We start from the raw sequence: 16,471 nt of genomic DNA on the forward strand, positions 1-16,471 counted from the left end.
AAGTATTGCTGTTAAACATCGGTTTCGTTATCTATGATATCAATTACACGACTTTAGCCAAAACATGATATTTAAACACAACTATTACCAATGATTTCATAAATTTAGACCAATATTTTCTGTGTTGATTACAAAAAAGATACGCAAACATCTGTGAAAGTTTGCGTAAATTATATCAATGAAAAACTTATTATTTAAGAGATAGAAACCAGGTTCTTAAGAATCGCTTCAGATTTAAGCTCTGTTTCAATCCATTCTTTTTCTGGGTTACTTTGTGCAGTAATTCCGCCTCCTACAAAAATATGTACAGAATCTTTGTAAAGTCTTGCACATCTAAGATTCACAAAATATAAAATACTTTCCTCAGTTTCTATTTTAATATATCCAGCATAGAATTCACGTGGGAATTTTTCATACTTACGGATGTTCTCATTACAGAAATCTTTTGGAATACCACAAACAGCCGGAGTAGGATGGAGATCCTTGATCACACTGCCAAGATCTTCAGGTTTGATAACTGTTTTAAAATCTGTACGAAGATGTTTTATATTTCCGGAAATATGATCATAAGTTTCAGATTGTTGAATCTGGTTTGAATAGTTTTTAAGAATATTCTGAATATAACTGGTAACGGGTTTCTGTTCTTCAATTTCCTTTTCAGACCATTCTTCAGAGACAGGAAGAGTGCCTGCTAATGCCATAGTTTCAAACTCATGGGTTGTCTTATTGAATTTTCCCAAAACCTCCGAAAAAGCCCCCATCCATGCGTTTTCTCCATCATTGAATAAGTATCTGAATGCATTTGGATAAGTGTGGCAAAGATTATTGAAACTTTCTTTATAATCAATTCCTTTAAAGTCTGTAAAGATTTTTCTTCTGGAATAGACCAATTTGGGTAGATTGTTCTCTTTGATCACTTCAATAACCTGTTCTAATGTATTGCAATACTCTTCTCTGGTTTCAGGAGTAAAACCGGTAGTATCATGTATCAATAGATCGTTTGTTATTGAATTACTGTTGAATTCATCAGTCTTGACTTCAATACTATTTCCTTTGAAGCTGATTTGATTAAGGCTGTTGTATGAATAAAAATCGACAGCATTTGTATTGGTTTCTTCGTTTACAGAATATAATCCTTCGTTAAAGGGGAATTTGAAATAAATCATTAGCTATGAATGGATTTTGAAAAATCAGTGTCCGGAAATAATATAGGAAACTCCGAAGTTGATTTTCCTTTCTGCAAAGGTATTATTAGTCTGAAAAATGTCAAAATTATAAGAGCTGTTTTTTAATGAAACATTTCTCATTTTGTATTCCTGATATTCAAGTGATAAGAGAACCTTTTTCATAAGCTGATATTGCAGACCTAAAGAAAACCCTAGATTGATCTGTTGAGATTTAAAATCATCCAATTTAGTCATAACCATATGGTCAGGAACCAGGAACTGCATTTTATAGACGTTTTTATTGCCTAAAATTCCAATAAAAGGGCGGATGTTTTTCCATTTGTATTGTAGTTTGAGCTGCATGGCATATTCAACATGCTTATTATTAAATTTTTGGAAGAGCAAAGGCTGTGCATCTTCTGAAAAATAGTATCCATTTAGCCATGTGTCTTCTTTATTACCATCCAGATCAAAGGTGGAATTCCATTGATACATATGGGCAGATAATATTAATGAGAAATTATTGAAAATAGGCTTCGAAAGCCATAATCCCAGATTAAATCCTGTTTGTATATCTTTTCCTGCATCTTTAGCCCACGAGCTTTTTTTAAACCCAAATCCTGCTTCTATACCCAATTGAACCCTTTTATTTACATATTCCGTCTTTCCCTCTATTTTGTCTTTTATTGGAGTAAATTCTGTAATATCATTTGAAGACATGCTGAATTGCTTTATGGACATCTCTTTTGGCTTTAGTTTTATGGCTTTTTCCAGATAGATTGTGTCATAAACAATTACTTTTTCGTAGACATATACAGTATCTGCTTTTTTTCTTTGAGCATTAAAGGTTTGTAAAAAAATAAGAAACAGTATAAAAATAGTTTTCTTTAAAAGTAGGGTTGGTTTTAGGTTATCTTTCAACATATATCGTATCTCTCTGTATGATTTTCTTTACCACAATGATTTTTTGAGGAGTGTCATCTTTAACTGTATCCTTTACAGGTATGTGATGCTCTTTTTGTTTTATTTTGATGGTTTTTTCTTCCTGAATTTTGTATTTTTCGGAGATATTATCTTCGGTAACAATTCCTTGGTTTCGAGTATGCTGATCCTCAGTATTTAAAATAATATCATCTGTGTTTTCAATGAAAATTTCTTCTTTTTTCTGTTCTGTTTCCGGTTCTTTATCACGATTGGTATCATTGAAAACGCTGTTGTTATTCGGGCGGAAAATAATGACAACACTCACCGTAATGATTACAAGTGCAATACTTCCTGTAATAACACCAATTTTCGGAATAGCTGCTGAAGTGGTGGGAACAGTAAAGCTTTGAGAAGAAATAAGATCAGGTATTTCAAAATTTCGGGATGGAGATACTGAAAAATCTGAAAATTTGTTTTTAAAGGTTTGTGCCCATAATAATCCTCCAAACCCAAAGAAAATGAGCAGTTGGGTAATTTTTTTTCTGTTTTTCGGGGTTTCAGTATTTACTGTTTTGAGCAGAAAATTTTGTACTGCTTTTTTAGCTCTTAACAGATGAGATTTTGACGTGTTTACAGTGATTCCCAATTGGCTGGCTATCTCTGAATGGGAATAGTTTTCAATAAAGTATAAATTAAAAACAGATTTATGGTGATGAGGAAGACTGTCAATAGAAGACAAAAATTCTTCCTGTGTAAAGTCATAGGCAAGAACATGGTTTTTTTCTTCATTACTGTTCATAGCAAATAATGTTTCAGGGATTTCTGAAGGTTCTTCTGTAATAAATGTTTCTTTACTGCTTTTTCGGAGATGTTGTAACGCATTATTTACTACAATTTTTTTTAACCAGGCAAAAATCATCTTTTCATCCTTCAGTTGATGAACATTTTGAATCGCTGTTATAAAGCTGTCCTGAAGAATGTCTTCCGCTGCATGAGTATCCTGTATATATCTACGGCAAATCCCCAGTAATTTTGGGGAATATTCACTGTAAATTTTTTGCCAGTCATTGGTTTTTACCATCAAATATTTAGTTTTTTTATTGCAAATATAGAGGCGAATCTATTTTAGCAATTAAGTTGTTGATCTGTTTTCTAAAGTAAATTTTTTTCATAGTATGGATTTATAAAGTAGAGTATAATGAAGTTACGATGGTATAGTAAAGAAAGAAAAACCTATAGCAAAATTCCTGGTATTTATGAGGATTCTGCTATATGGCTTCAGTCTGAATGAAAAAGTTTAATTGTTTTTTACCACAAAAATTGAATTAAAGCACCCTTTCGAAATGTCAGGCAGGCTCTGTGCTTCCACATCATTGATATAAAACTTCACTGAGCTCATAGAAGGATGTAGTCTTGTCGTATAAATATTTTGATCTTTAACAGCAAAATGAGAAATATTATTGAATCCGTTTGAATTATTCATCTGGATAAGTGTATTGTTTTTGTAATAGAAATCTTTACCTATATAATATTTATCCGTACCTTCAGCATACATATCTATTATGCCACTTTGGATAATATTAGCGGGAATCTGTATATCATTCCCTGAAATAATATCTTTTACAGTATAGATATATTGAGAAAAATAAGAAGGGTTTGGATTTCTTGTTGATAAATAAAATTGAGAGGAACTAGATGGGTTTTTTATAAAATTCTGGAAGACAAGAGAATTGGATACAACATGAAATGTATTGTTTTTATAGTAACCCAAGTCCCAGCTAGGGGTATTATTAGTATACTGGAAGTTTTTACGGGAAGCTATATAAACATCATTATTAAAAATTTCAAGTCCACCTGAAAAAATAGCATTGGCATGGGAGTCCAAAATTGTTTTTATTCCGTTTTTCCAATAGCAATGTTGGTAGGTGTTTTGTCCGGTACTCGGGTTATAATGTCTGATAACGCCTGAAAAATAGACATCTCCGTTATTTACTTTTATCTGGCTTGCCAGAAATAGTTTATCATTGTCTGTTGCTGTATTGGGTTCTACATTTAAGTATTCTGCAACATTGTGTTTTACCCCGTTCTTCCAGAAATACCATTCTTTTATTTGATTCATAGGTTGAATAGTGGTTGCTAGCAGATAAATATCATTGTTATCTACCACTACCTGTATTACGTTCAGGTTTTCCCCTCCCGGAACAAATGTCTGTTGTCCGTTTTTCCAGTAGCAGGCTTTGTATTCATCAGTTCCTCCAAGATAGACATCATAGGAAGCTGTTTTCTTTTCCAAAGGATCGGAATTCTCATCACTGCAGGAGGCGCAGAATAAGAATAAAGTTAAGAATGCTAAAATTTGAGTTTTCATGGTTATTGTTTCTTATAAGATGCAAAAAAATAAAAAGGTTGCAGTAAGAATATAAAAAAAGACTCAAAAAAATTGAGCCTTGTATTTTCTTACCGGTTTCTGATTACCTCAAAATGATGTTATTGGTCATCGTTGTATGATTGATAAGAGTTCCTTTCTCATCCCTGATCTCAATTTCAGAAACATGCATTGTTTTTCCTTTTCTTATAAAACGTGCAGTAGCTGTTACCACTCCGTCTTTCTTACTTCTCAGGTGATTGGAGTTGATATTTGTTCCTACACCATAATATTTATCACCATCAATAAAGATATTGGATAGGCTTGAACCTAAAGTCTCAGCTAAAACACAGCTGGCTCCTCCATGCATGATCCCAAAAGGCTGATGCGTTCTCGGAAGTACAGGCATTGTTGCTGTAAGGGTTTCATTTTCAAGATCAATATCTATGAATTTTATTTCAAGTGTCTTTGCCAAGGTTACATCACCCCAGTTATTGATGAATTCTAATATTTCTTCTTTTGTTTTACCTTTCATTTTTTAATAATTATAATTAATGATTAGTTTCCTGCTTCTTCTCCATTCCCCATAATGTTGGGATTCCAGTTGGCAGGAATCTTAGGAGTGATATCATTCTTTATATAATATTCCTGAATTTCCTGCATGATCTCTGTAAAAGTAGCTGTTGCAAGTCTTTCATAAGGAATAGTATAGCCCAGATAAACAATATTTCTTTTAAAATCTCCGGCAGCCAATACAATAGGAACTTTTGCAGCCAGCGCCATATGATAGAACCCTTTTCTCCATTTCGGAACCCAGCTTCTGGTCCCTTCAGGAGTGATAACAAGACTAAAATCTTCTTTCTCGAATTGCTTTGCAACGAAGTTAACGAGGTCATTTTTCTGGCTTCTGTCGATTCCGATTCCGCCAAGTCCTTTTACAACACTTCCATACCATGCTTTGGTATGAGCGTCTTTAATGATAATCTTTAACGGCTTTTGTAAGGACCAATAGGCAAGGTTCCCTAAAATGTACTCCATATTGTGTGTATGTGGAGCAACCACAAGGATACACCTGTTCAGGCTGTTAACATCGCCCTGTAGCACGACTTTCCACCCTAATAATTTTAACATCAGTTTGCCTATCAGCTTTTTCATAGATTCTTGGATTAAAAACAAAAAAGTATAACCAAATATTGGTTATACTTTTACAAATATATTGAAATATTATTGCTCTTAAAACAAACCGTTAATTAAATCTACGATTTTCATTACGAATTCCATTGCAAATTGTATCATGATAAGAGTGTGTTTTTGGTTGATTGGTTATTAAATTTTTAACTATACGAAATTAAAACATTTTTTTCATATGAAGAACTAAATATGAATCTTTTTCACTTTTCTGAGAGAAGAAGGATGTGAATTTCAAACAATTGCCATCCATTCACATCTTCTACCACTCTCTGAAGTTAATTATTTAGTTTGTATGGAAATTTCGTTTTTTCCGTCTTTGATTTTGATGTCTACATCCTTGTTGATTTTTTTAATATCGGATGCTACAGAATCAATAACTTTCTTAGCCTGGTTATTAGGAACTTTCTTTCCGTTGATAATGATGCTGTCTTTATCATCAGAATTGTATTCTATGCTTGAGCCATTTATTGTGATCTTGTTTTTCTCAACTCTGATCCCGTTATGGTTTTCATTTTCGTAGTTATCATCATCATCTATTCCGTCTCCGTTTAGATCTCCATCAAAGCTGATATGGTCTTTTTTCACAGGAATTACAATGGTTCTTTGAGGAACTACAAGCTCATAATCTACTCTGTAATCTCTAAATCTTTGATCATAAGGATATTTGATGAAGTTTGGAAGCATTACTTTATTTCCGATGATCTCTACAGGAACTGTTACCTGAACAGGGATGTTGTATCCGTCACCTTCTTTCTTAATGATTAGATAAGGGGTTTTAATATCCGTCTTTCTAATTACATCTACAGAGATATAGTCTTCTTCATACACTGTTTTCTTATCAGAATAGATATCATCGTCATAAGCTTTGAAGTTCTGAGGAATCACTACCTGTTTTACATCTACATAAAGAGTATCTGATGTAGTATTGATGGCGATGTTTTCTGTATCTTCCTTGCTGCCTTTGTAGATTAGGTTTTTCTTCGCCATGCTTACTCCGAAATAAGCTCCCAGTCCAAGTAATAAAAGGAATACACCTCCTAATACCCAGCCAATGTTTCTTAATTTCGTCTTTGGAGAAAAGATTTTGATACTTAATAAGCTGAAAATGATTGCCGGAATTAAGCTTCCTAAGATCATGATTGCTACTAAAACTTTATCAAGACCGTTTTCACCCATGTAGAATTCAATCTTATTTGCTCCAGGAAAATCTGCACCTGTTCCAAAAAGTCCGAAGATTACAAAGATTCCGATAATGCTTCCTACCGCCATCAATACGAAAATTCCTCCTATGATATACTTTAGAATATTCCATACTCCACTTCCTGCATTGCTGATGTGAGGTTTGCTTTCGTTGTATATTTCTCCGACCCTCTGAGTAGATTCATTGGCAAATTGCACCAATTTATTAGACTCATTCTTAAGATTGTCGAAGTTCATAGGCTTTCCCTGCATTTTCAGGAAATCTGCTGCTGTTTCAGCTTTTGGAAGTACGATCCAAAGGATTACATATAAAAGACCGATCAATGAAGAAGAGATGGCTGCTGTGAAAATTCCCAGAATGAAAATTCCCAACCAGATTGCTCTCATTGCAGTAATATCCATTCCTACATATTGAGCTAAACCTGCGCATACACCTGCTACTTTTTGTTTTTCAGGGTCACGGAATAATTGTTTTTTGTCTGTGTAATTCGTTCCTGAATTAGTGTTCTTAGTTGTATTTTTTTCAGAAAAATAAGCTTCTTCCTGTTCTTCGATTTTTTCAGGAGTCCCGATCTGTGCGATTACTTTTTCTACATCCGTATCGTTGATCACTTCACGTTTTCCCAGAGAATCTCTGAATATCTCCACCATTCTTATTTCTATGTCATGCATTACCTCATCTGCTTCAGAAGCATCCAATGAGCTTCTTAGAGCATTCAGGTAGTCGCTGAGCTTTATATATGCGTGTTCTTCTATTGTAAAAGAAAAACCTGCGAGTCCTATTGAGAGTGTCTTGTTCATAGCTTTGTTTTTTAATTTTGTTGGGTGATTTGGTTTACTGAGGCGGTCAGCTCATTCCACGTATTTTGAAGTTCATCCAGAAACAGTTTTCCTTTATCTGTTATCTGATAATATTTTCTGGGTGGTCCTCCAGTTGATTCTTCCCATCTGTAAGAGAGAAACTCTCCGTTTTTCAATCTTGTAAGAAGAGGGTAGAGGGTCCCTTCCACTACATCCAGTTTTCCTTTTTTCAGTTCATCTATAAGATCGGAAACATACATTTCTCGATTATTGATGAGACTTAGAATACAGAATTCCAGAATCCCTTTTCGCATTTGCGCTTTGGTATTTTCAGTATTCATCTTTGATAAGTTTTGTTAATTAGTTATATTCTTAGAAAAATGCTCCTAGCTAGCTGAGCCTATTCTAATTTTACATTACAAAGATATGTAAATAAAATGGTATTATGCAATACAAAGTAGTGAAATTTTGAAAATTAAAGATTTAATCAATTGATAATCAGTTAAATAATTTTTATTATTGTTTTTGACTCCAATAGGTTTTGATCAAAAATATCTAAAAAAGCTAAAATTATAAGAATAAAAAGAGAGGTTTTATTATAATTCTTCCCTAATGAATTTTGAAATCGGGATCTTGATTCGTATTTTTGTTAGAAGACTAAAAAAACACTTAAATCCATTTTACTATTATCATGAATATTTTAAATTACTACAGAAGCATATCTGCATTTGTTTTACTGGGACCTCTATGTTTTGGACAATATCAGTTTGAGGTTAAAGATGCATCGAAAAATTATGATGCGATCATTCACATTGAAAATTGTTTTGGCGATCAATGTAAAGATAGAGGAACGGTGGAACTTTTTGATAACAAAAATACTAAGGTACAGTCATTCACTTCCGATGATCTGGTACTGTATCTGGATCAGGGACAGAGGCTGACACGCGGAAAAATGATAACATTGTCAAAAGAAAAAAGTCCCGTTATTTTCGGAGATTTTAATTTCGACGGAACTGAAGATGTTGCAATAAGAAACGGAAATTTGGGAAATTATAGCAGTGCATCTTATGATGTGTATGTATTCAACAGTACCAGAATGGCTTTTGTAAAAAGTGCAGAATTGACAGAGCTAGCATCAGATTCTTTTGATTTCTTTGAAACAGATCCGGTTCGTAAACGTCTGATAGCCTTTGGAAAATCCGGATGTTGCAATCTTTTCACTACAGAATATCAAGTGATTCCTGGGAAAGGTTTAGATAAAGTGCTGGTAAAAGAAGAAGATATGAGCGAAGAAGGGTATGTAAAAGTAACAACCGAAGAGAAAATAAAAAATAAATGGGTTACCAGAACCAAGGTATATCCATCAGATGAATATAATAAAGAAAAGTAAGATGAAGATACAGAAAGAGATCGATTTTATCTTGGCAGTGGATGCCCTGAAAAATGTACAGAGAAGAAATTATAATGCAGATGATTCCAGAAGAGAGAATACAGCTGAGCATTCATGGCAGATTATTATTCTTGCACAGATTCTTTATCCCTACGCAAAAAACCGCGCGGATATAGATTTGTTGAGAGTCATAAGAATGTTATCGATCCATGATTTGGTGGAGATTGAGGCAGGAGATACTTTCCTTTTTGATGAAGCGGCAATGGTAGGGAAGTTTGAAAGAGAAAAAATTTCAGCGCAAAAGATTTTCGGAATTTTAGATGAACCTTTGAGAACGGAATTCTTTAATCTGTGGCTTGAATTTGAGGAAGAAAAAACTCCTGATGCTATTTTTGCATGTTCTATCGACAGAATTATGCCTTTTATTCTTAATTCCTATACTTCAGGTAAAAGCTGGACGGAGGCTGGTGTTACCGAGAAACAGATCAGAAATATGCTTGAAAACGCAATTACCAGAGCTTCAGATGAAATGGGAGAGGCGTTTGAATTGCTCTTAAGCAAAAACCTGGAGACAGAAAAAGTACTGAAATAACAATAAACATAAATATTTAGGGGCAGCCTTTGGCTGCCCCTAAATATTTTATTATAGAATTTGAATTGGTTTCTTAAATTCATCAATTGCCACAAATGTGAAATCACCCACGATTGCTTTTTCTCTTTCATAAGAGTACATCTGCTCCGTATAGATCTCTACATTTACCTTCATACTTGTTTTTCCGACATAGGAAACCTTTCCGATCAGCTCTACAATCGTTCCGGCAGGAATAGGTTTTTTAAAATCGATCTTGTCACTGCTTACGGTTACCACTCTTTTTCTTGCAAATCGGGTAGCAGCAATAAAGGCAACTTCATCCATCAGCTGCATCGCAGTACCTCCGAAAAGAGTATCGTAATGATTGGTAGTGTTAGGAAAAACCGCTTTAAAAATTCTGGTTTCGGCAGCTTGAATTCTTTCTTCTGTAGTCATATTTCATTATTAATTAATGCGAAATGAAATAGTATCAAAACAACAGAATAATGACAGGAACTTTGGAAATCCCTGAAACAATCCATCAGATCAATAAAACTTCAAATCGCGAAAGTTTTTTGTTTAAGAAATCGGCAGGTCTCCTGACTTGTAACATCTTTTATCTCCTTCCCATGCCTCGCACAGTGGATCTTTTGATAAAGATTTCAGTTACTTACAGTTGCGCGACAGTCCGTGATTTTCACACGGTTCCCTTTTAATCTGCGGTTATGCAGAACCAGTTTCTGTGATGAATAAGCGTTAAAACTTTTCGGTGCAAAAATAATGAATTTATTCCGGATTATGATAAATAATCTGGCTGATGACTTTTCCCTTCTTGATGGTCCACAGTGTTGTATATCTATTTTCTCCTGAACCATTGATCATATAAAGGAAAATGTTGTCATTGTCTAATGAAGTGACTCCTATATTTTCGAAATCCATTGTAGGCTGGAACATATTTTTAATGGCTTCTCTTACAAAAACAGAACCTCTTCCGGGTTGCTGAACTCGGATCGATTTAATCTCCGTCATTCCTTCAGGCAGATCATTGCTGATTCCCCATGGCTTTACCTTATCAATGGTAAGAAGTTTACCGTCTGCATCTTTTTCTTTCTTACGATACCCTGCATTGGATGGGTAAACATCAATAACTACTTTGCTTCTTTGAGCTGTTGGAATCTTCGGATCAGAATTATCTGTGAAAATAAGAGATTTTCCATTTTTAGATTTTGAAGGAGTATAAGCAGGAAGCTGATCAATATAAGCAATACGGTCTTTGTTTACCATTCCTTCTTTGTCAAGAGTTTCATAACGTACAAACGGTTTGTCTTCGTCCTGCTTTTCCGGATATTTGATCCAGATCCATTCCGTTTCTCCCGGAGCAGGCTTTACATAAACAAAAACATCCCCTTTACGCATACGGATTTTATCTACAATTTTTCTGTAATTATCCTTATGTACACGTACATTGGCATAACCTTCTTCTGCTTTTACAACACCAAAAGGAACTTTATTCTGACCTTTAACGAAAGCTAAGGAAAAAATACTGAAAGCAGATAGGTACAATGCTTTGTTTACTGAAATCATCTTAACAAATTTTAGATCCCCAAATATATAAATTAAATGCTTTTCAGCAGTATGCAGACTATTTTTTAATTTGATTAATATCCAGTGTATAAATTTCGTTTGCCAAAATTTTATCAAGGACAAATTGAGGTTGAGTATAAATGTCAACTTTATCTATTACCTGTACAGAGAACTGCCCGGTTCCGATCATTTTTTCAACTTTTTCTTTCTTATTTTCATCAGACATCATAAAGAAGAGTGATTTAAGTTTCTTTCCTCCATAGTGACCAGAGTAAAGATTTTCTTCGCGTTCAAAATTTTTATCTTCAGAGTATTTTGCATTGTCGATAAGCCTTTCTCTGCCTTTTCCTTTCATATTATCTAATAATAAAAGGTCTTTTTGTTTACTCACAAAAGCTCTTGGAAATAGGAAGCTTACCACCGGGCTTGAAAGTAGTTTACTGAATAATACACTTCCTATGAATCTGGGCTCGGTTTCAGGATAAAACATAAAAGATTTTACAATAGATAAATCCATCCAGTTAAAAGCTTCCGCTCCCAATAGCCCTGAACATCCGTTTGCCACAATACGTACTTCTTCAATATGCTGTCTTTCCTGTTTCAGAATTTCTTTAGGGATAATAGAGCTTACATAATCTGCCTTTTCACCAAACTCTTCCTTTTCAATAGGGAAAATTTCATTGCCATTATTTTCTCTTTTAGGAAGATAGGTTCCACCAAATCCAATTCGGTCAACAGCTATGACATGAAATATTTTGTTTATATCCTTATTTTTAAAGTAATCTAGAAAATAACCGGAATTTTTACCGCTGTCATGAATTAAGAAAAGATAAGGTTTCTTGCGTCCTGTCTCTGGATTGGGAGAAACATTTTCATTTCCTCTATTAGTAAGATAACGGATATTGTAGCCTCTTAAATTTATAGAATCATAAACCGGAGCTTTAAGGTTTTCCTTTTTAAAAATGTCATTGATTTCTTCCTGAGAATAATTGGGGTATAAAAAATGATATTTGGTCCAGATAAAAATGATCCAAATAAAAACGAAAGCAAGAATTTCCAGGGTTATTTTTTTCAACATTTTCTTTGAAAGATACAAAAAGCTGAATAATTAAGGGAAATTATTAGCAATTGTACTTCGAAACTATAAACAAAAAGAGTGTTTGATTCAAACACTCTTTTTTATATCCACACTGATTTTACTTTAAGATTCTGTTTTTTGATCGGATGAACCATAAATAGCTTTTGGATCATTTTTGAGATAATAGGAAAATGCTCCATAAAATAAGAGAATAACCAGGAACAACGCTCCACAAAGGTAAAATGCGGTTCCAAAACCATAACTGATGGTCACTCCGCTACCTAATCCCATCCCGACTTTGTTATTGCCAAGTCCTTCCATTTTGGATTGGAATGTCAGGTAGAAAACCAAGAGAGAGACCAATCCCACCAGTGAAATGATGATATGGTACATGTATTTTTTCTTAATACTCTTTATAAACTGGATAATAATTCCGGCAACTGCAGCTAAAAATGCAATAATAACAAAAGGACTTGGAGGAATGTTCTCATTATCCTTTTTATCCTTGGAACCGGTAAGTGGAGTATATTCACTATCAGAATTTGAAGACGAGCTATCAGATTCATTTCCAAATGCAGAGCCAAAAGGAGAGCTGTTTTTCAGGCTTTCTTTCATCCTTTCATTCATTGTTTGTTTGGAAACTCCGGTTACCAGATCGGTTCCTTTGATAGACATTAAAGTGGTATCACCACATTTTATCAGGAAGAACGGGAAAAAGAAACATAGAATGATAACGGTATAACTCGGTATTGGAATAAGATCGGAAATTGCTTTTAGTGGTTTCATAATTATTGTTTTTGTTAAAAATAGGAAAATTATTGAGACTGACAATAAAAGAAAAAGAGAGTATCTTTAGACACTCTCTCTTGTTATTAGTATTCTTTTAATTTGAAATTCTCAAATTGATGTTTTTTCAAGCTGATTAAATTCTCTCAAGTTCATCCGCATCAATCGTTGTTTTGAAAGTTCCATAGTTGACAATTACCTTATTTCGGGAAATTTTTTCAATGGTTCCTACACTTGTACTTCCGGTAATACGAACACGTTGTCCAATCTTCATCCAAACTGCACGGTCACTTTTACGTTTTTCTTCCAGTTTTTCATTGGTTTCAGCAATTTTTTCAATGACATCCTCCTTTTTAAGTTGTTGTGTGATCTTTCTTTTAACGACCTGAAGACGTTTTGATTCATCCTTGTCAGCTCCAAGTTTTCTAAACTTTTCCTGTTCCAACAACTTCACGAAGTCTTTTACCACATCCTTTCTGGATTTTCCTTTGGTATAACTTTCGATGAACGTTTCAATCTTATTCCCAAACTGTAATTTTCTATGCTCTTCTTCATAAAGCTTTTGGAAATTGAACAGTTTCTGCTGAAGTTGGTCATTCAGTTTCTGAAGGTTATCACGCTTATCTTCTACAGATTCTTTCCTTTCAGCAAGATCGGACTTCAGTTTTTCAACTTCAAATTTTTCCTGTTGTAGCTTTACAATCGTCTTATCAAGGTTTACAATATCATGTTCTACCTTTTTCTTAGCAGAATGAATGATGAATCTTGGAATCTTATTCTTCTCTGCAACTTCAAAAGTAAAAGAGCTTCCTGCTTGTCCTACTTCCAGTTTGTACATTGGTTCCAGCGTTTCTTCATTGAAAAGCATGGCTGCATTCTGAGCATTCGGAAGCTGTTCTATGACTAATTTAATATTGGTATAGTGCGTTGTAATGATCGCAAAACTTTTCTTATCATAGAAAAACTCCATAAAGCTTTCTGCCAGAGCACCTCCAAGCTCAGGATCAGATCCTGTTCCAAACTCATCAATCAGTAAAAGAGTATTAGCATCAGCCTCACGGATGATTCCGGACATTTTCTTTAATCTCGAAGAGTAAGTGGATAAATGATTTTCAATAGATTGATTATCACCAATATCGGTCATGATCTTTTCAAAGAAAAACATCTCTGATTTCGGATGTACAGGAACAAGGATACCACTCTGAATCATCAGTTGAAGCAATCCTACCGTTTTCAAGGTAATTGATTTTCCACCGGCATTCGGTCCGGAAATACAGATAATTCTGTTGTGATCCGTTAAAGTGAGTGTCTGGGAGTGAATTATTTTATTTTCAACCTTGTTTCTCAACCATAATAAAGGGTGATAAGCATCCTTTAATCTCAATGTTTTATGGTGATTGATCTTTGGAAGAACTCCGTTGATGAGGTCTGCAAATTTCGCTTTAGCTCTTGTAAGGTCAAGATCAAAAATATAAACCTGATATCTCCAAAGCTGAGGCTGGAATTCTGCAAGTTCTGCAGTAAGTTGTCTCAAAACCTTATCAATTTCTTTTTTCTCTTCTTCTTCATTTTCACGAAGTTTGAAGTAATGCTTTACCACACTATCCGGTTGGATGTAAGTGATAGAACCTGTTTTTGAAATTCCCAATGTTCTTCCGGGAACTCTTTTCTTAAATCCTGATTTTACTGCTAAAACTCTTTGATCATCAATGATTGTTTCCCTGATGTCATCCAAAAAGTCACTCTGTCCATACGTGGTAAGAGCACGGTTGAAATTTTCCTGGATAGCTTTTTTAGCATGCTGTATTTCAGTTCTCAAGCCTTTTAGAGCGGGAGAAGCTTCACTTTTTACTTCACCAAAACGGTTGAAAACTTTGTCAACCTTGTCAATGATCTCTTTCTTGAATTCCAGTACAGAAACCTCTTCCAGTAAGGTTGGAAATGTTTCCGGCATGGTAGGGAAGAACTTCTGTAATCTTCCGATCTGTTCCGTGATGGTTTTTATTTTGATGAAAGCACTGTTTTCCAGACGGTAATTCTCAATCAGCATCAGTTTCAGCTCACTTTCAATATCTTCATATTCATCAAACGGAATCGCATTTGAACTTTCAAAACTAGACAGATATTCTGATGTTTTTTTCAATGAAAGTTCCGCCTCGTCAATTTCCATCGGACGAAGTTGAAGAATTTTTTCTCTTGTTTTGGGAGAATACGCAAATGGGGAGACTTCCGCGAGCAATTGCGGAAACTCTAATTCGTCTAAATCTTCTTTATCTATATACACAGTGCAAATTTAGTGAGAATTTTGATTATTACGTATATCTGAGCGATTTACAAAATAGATTAATGAAGAATTTTAGGCTTATTTTACAATTTCTGATGAGAAACCGAAGAATTTTAGGACTGAGAAAATATATTTTGAAGAAAATGCGGATTAATCTTATATTGCAATAGCTAAAATATATCCATGAAATACTTACTGCTTATATTACTTTTTTTATCCACCGGAATGAATGCACAGATGAGGAAAGCAATCCCGGGAAAAGTAAAGAAAATTGAAAAGAAATCTGGTTTTAAGAAGAATAAGAAAACCGGGTTTAAAAAGTATAGTATGAAAAACTTCAGGGATGAAGATATAAAGAGGATTATTAATCTCAGTCAGCAAAATGATACGCCTAAAAAAGAAATCGTAAAGAAAAACAATAGCGGCGGTGGATCAATTATTTATGAAGAAACTTCTTCTATGAAATATAAAATGTATCTGTTTATAGGTCTTGATGCTAGTAAGTCAGGTTCGTTATATGACGAGAAACTTGTAATTAGAGATATTTAATAAAGGTTTTTATCCACTTTAATAAATAAGGGCTAGGAAAAACAAGAAAGAGAAAAGGAGAGAATATATATGATACTGGAAACCGAAAGATTGATCCTGAGGCAGATCAATGAAAATCATACGGATGATATTCTGAAAATCAGAAGTAATGAAGTCATCAACCAATATGTGAAAAGAAACTCTCCAAAAACCAATTATGATGCCTTAGCATTTATCTTACACATTAAAAAGAAAACTCAGGATAAAGAAATTATTTTCTGGGGAATTTCATATAAAGATCATCCAAAACTTATCGGTACTATTTGCCTTTGGAACTTTTCCGATGATAGAAAAATAGCAGAGGTTGGATATGAGCTGCTTCCTGATTATCATAAAAAAGGAATCATGTCGGAAGCCTTCAGGAATGTTTTAATCTTTGGTTTTAATGATTTACAGTTACAGAAAATTTTAGCCTTTACGAATCAGTTTAACCACGACTCTCAAACATTACTTGTCAAACATGGGTTTGTTTTGGACGAAAAAATGAAAGGCAAGGAAATCCCGGACAATATTATTTTTAGTTTAAAAAATCCACTTTAAAGG

The 16,471-nt window shown here is 34.1% G+C and carries 17 protein-coding genes and 1 riboswitch; of the genes, 4 read left to right on the forward strand and 13 right to left on the reverse strand.

Features of this window, described 5'->3' with window-relative positions; translation table 11 throughout:
* Positions 1-194 precede the first annotated feature (194 nt).
* The 8 genes from BW983_RS00575 to BW983_RS00610 all read right to left on the reverse strand — a co-directional run bounded on the left by BW983_RS00575 (position 195) and on the right by BW983_RS00610 (position 7,988).
* Positions 195-1,166 (reverse strand): chorismate-binding protein, encoded by a 972-nt coding sequence (locus BW983_RS00575; protein ID WP_076549090.1) that lies wholly within the window; start codon positions 1,164-1,166, stop codon positions 195-197.
* A gap of 24 nt (positions 1,167-1,190) precedes the next feature.
* Complete coding sequence (locus BW983_RS00580; RefSeq protein WP_076549092.1) at positions 1,191-2,090, reverse strand: hypothetical protein; 900 nt, start codon at positions 2,088-2,090, stop codon at positions 1,191-1,193.
* Positions 2,077-3,171 (reverse strand): RNA polymerase sigma factor, encoded by a 1,095-nt coding sequence (locus tag BW983_RS00585; RefSeq protein WP_076549094.1) that lies wholly within the window; start codon positions 3,169-3,171, stop codon positions 2,077-2,079. Before BW983_RS00585 ends, BW983_RS00580 begins: the two co-directional genes overlap by 14 nt.
* A 216-nt stretch (positions 3,172-3,387) precedes the next feature.
* A complete protein-coding gene (locus BW983_RS00590; RefSeq protein ID WP_076549095.1) occupies positions 3,388-4,458 on the reverse strand; it encodes a hypothetical protein in 1,071 nt (356 codons plus the stop codon).
* Positions 4,459-4,561: 103 nt separating this feature from the next.
* Positions 4,562-4,990 (reverse strand): PaaI family thioesterase, encoded by a 429-nt coding sequence (locus BW983_RS00595; RefSeq protein WP_065392697.1) that lies wholly within the window; start codon positions 4,988-4,990, stop codon positions 4,562-4,564.
* Positions 4,991-5,013: 23 nt separating this feature from the next.
* On the reverse strand, positions 5,014-5,610 hold the full coding sequence (locus BW983_RS00600; protein WP_076549097.1) for a 1-acyl-sn-glycerol-3-phosphate acyltransferase: 597 nt from the start codon (positions 5,608-5,610) through the stop codon (positions 5,014-5,016).
* Positions 5,611-5,925: 315 nt separating this feature from the next.
* Entirely contained in the window at positions 5,926-7,647 is a 1,722-nt protein-coding gene (locus BW983_RS00605) for a PspC domain-containing protein (protein WP_076549098.1), read from the reverse strand.
* A gap of 11 nt (positions 7,648-7,658) precedes the next feature.
* Entirely contained in the window at positions 7,659-7,988 is a 330-nt protein-coding gene (locus BW983_RS00610; protein WP_065392700.1) for a PadR family transcriptional regulator, read from the reverse strand.
* 350 nt (positions 7,989-8,338) lie between these two features.
* On the opposite strand from BW983_RS00610, the gene BW983_RS00615 reads away from it, so the two are divergent.
* Both BW983_RS00615 and BW983_RS00620 read left to right on the forward strand, forming a co-directional pair.
* Entirely contained in the window at positions 8,339-9,037 is a 699-nt protein-coding gene (locus BW983_RS00615; protein ID WP_076549100.1) for an XAC2610-related protein, read from the forward strand.
* Position 9,038: 1 nt separating this feature from the next.
* A complete protein-coding gene (locus tag BW983_RS00620) occupies positions 9,039-9,629 on the forward strand; it encodes an HD domain-containing protein (RefSeq protein ID WP_076550750.1) in 591 nt (196 codons plus the stop codon).
* A 51-nt stretch (positions 9,630-9,680) separates the two neighbouring features.
* Here BW983_RS00620 and BW983_RS00625 read toward each other — a convergent pair whose 3' ends face one another.
* The 5 genes from BW983_RS00625 to BW983_RS00645 form a co-directional block, all read right to left on the reverse strand.
* Positions 9,681-10,064, reverse strand: a complete 384-nt coding sequence (locus tag BW983_RS00625; protein ID WP_065392702.1) for an acyl-CoA thioesterase — start codon at positions 10,062-10,064, stop codon at positions 9,681-9,683.
* 116 nt (positions 10,065-10,180) lie between these two features.
* Positions 10,181-10,361, reverse strand: a riboswitch (cobalamin riboswitch).
* Positions 10,362-10,394: 33 nt separating this feature from the next.
* Positions 10,395-11,192 (reverse strand): hypothetical protein, encoded by a 798-nt coding sequence (locus tag BW983_RS00630; protein WP_076549102.1) that lies wholly within the window; start codon positions 11,190-11,192, stop codon positions 10,395-10,397.
* A 58-nt stretch (positions 11,193-11,250) separates the two neighbouring features.
* Complete coding sequence (locus tag BW983_RS00635) at positions 11,251-12,270, reverse strand: hypothetical protein (RefSeq protein WP_076549103.1); 1,020 nt, start codon at positions 12,268-12,270, stop codon at positions 11,251-11,253.
* A gap of 123 nt (positions 12,271-12,393) precedes the next feature.
* A complete protein-coding gene (locus BW983_RS00640) occupies positions 12,394-13,056 on the reverse strand; it encodes a hypothetical protein (protein WP_076549105.1) in 663 nt (220 codons plus the stop codon).
* A 136-nt stretch (positions 13,057-13,192) separates the two neighbouring features.
* Positions 13,193-15,340, reverse strand: a complete 2,148-nt coding sequence (locus BW983_RS00645; protein ID WP_076549106.1) for an endonuclease MutS2 — start codon at positions 15,338-15,340, stop codon at positions 13,193-13,195.
* Positions 15,341-15,523: 183 nt separating this feature from the next.
* On the opposite strand from BW983_RS00645, the gene BW983_RS00650 reads away from it, so the two are divergent.
* Both BW983_RS00650 and BW983_RS00655 read left to right on the forward strand, forming a co-directional pair.
* Positions 15,524-15,889, forward strand: coding sequence for a hypothetical protein (locus BW983_RS00650; protein ID WP_076549108.1), 366 nt, complete (start codon positions 15,524-15,526; stop codon positions 15,887-15,889).
* Between the two features lie 69 nt (positions 15,890-15,958).
* Complete coding sequence (locus tag BW983_RS00655; protein WP_084184255.1) at positions 15,959-16,468, forward strand: GNAT family N-acetyltransferase; 510 nt, start codon at positions 15,959-15,961, stop codon at positions 16,466-16,468.
* Positions 16,469-16,471: the final 3 nt, after the last annotated feature.

The sequence above is a fragment of the Chryseobacterium ureilyticum genome, from assembly GCF_900156735.1.
GTDB classification, from domain to species: domain Bacteria; phylum Bacteroidota; class Bacteroidia; order Flavobacteriales; family Weeksellaceae; genus Chryseobacterium; species Chryseobacterium ureilyticum.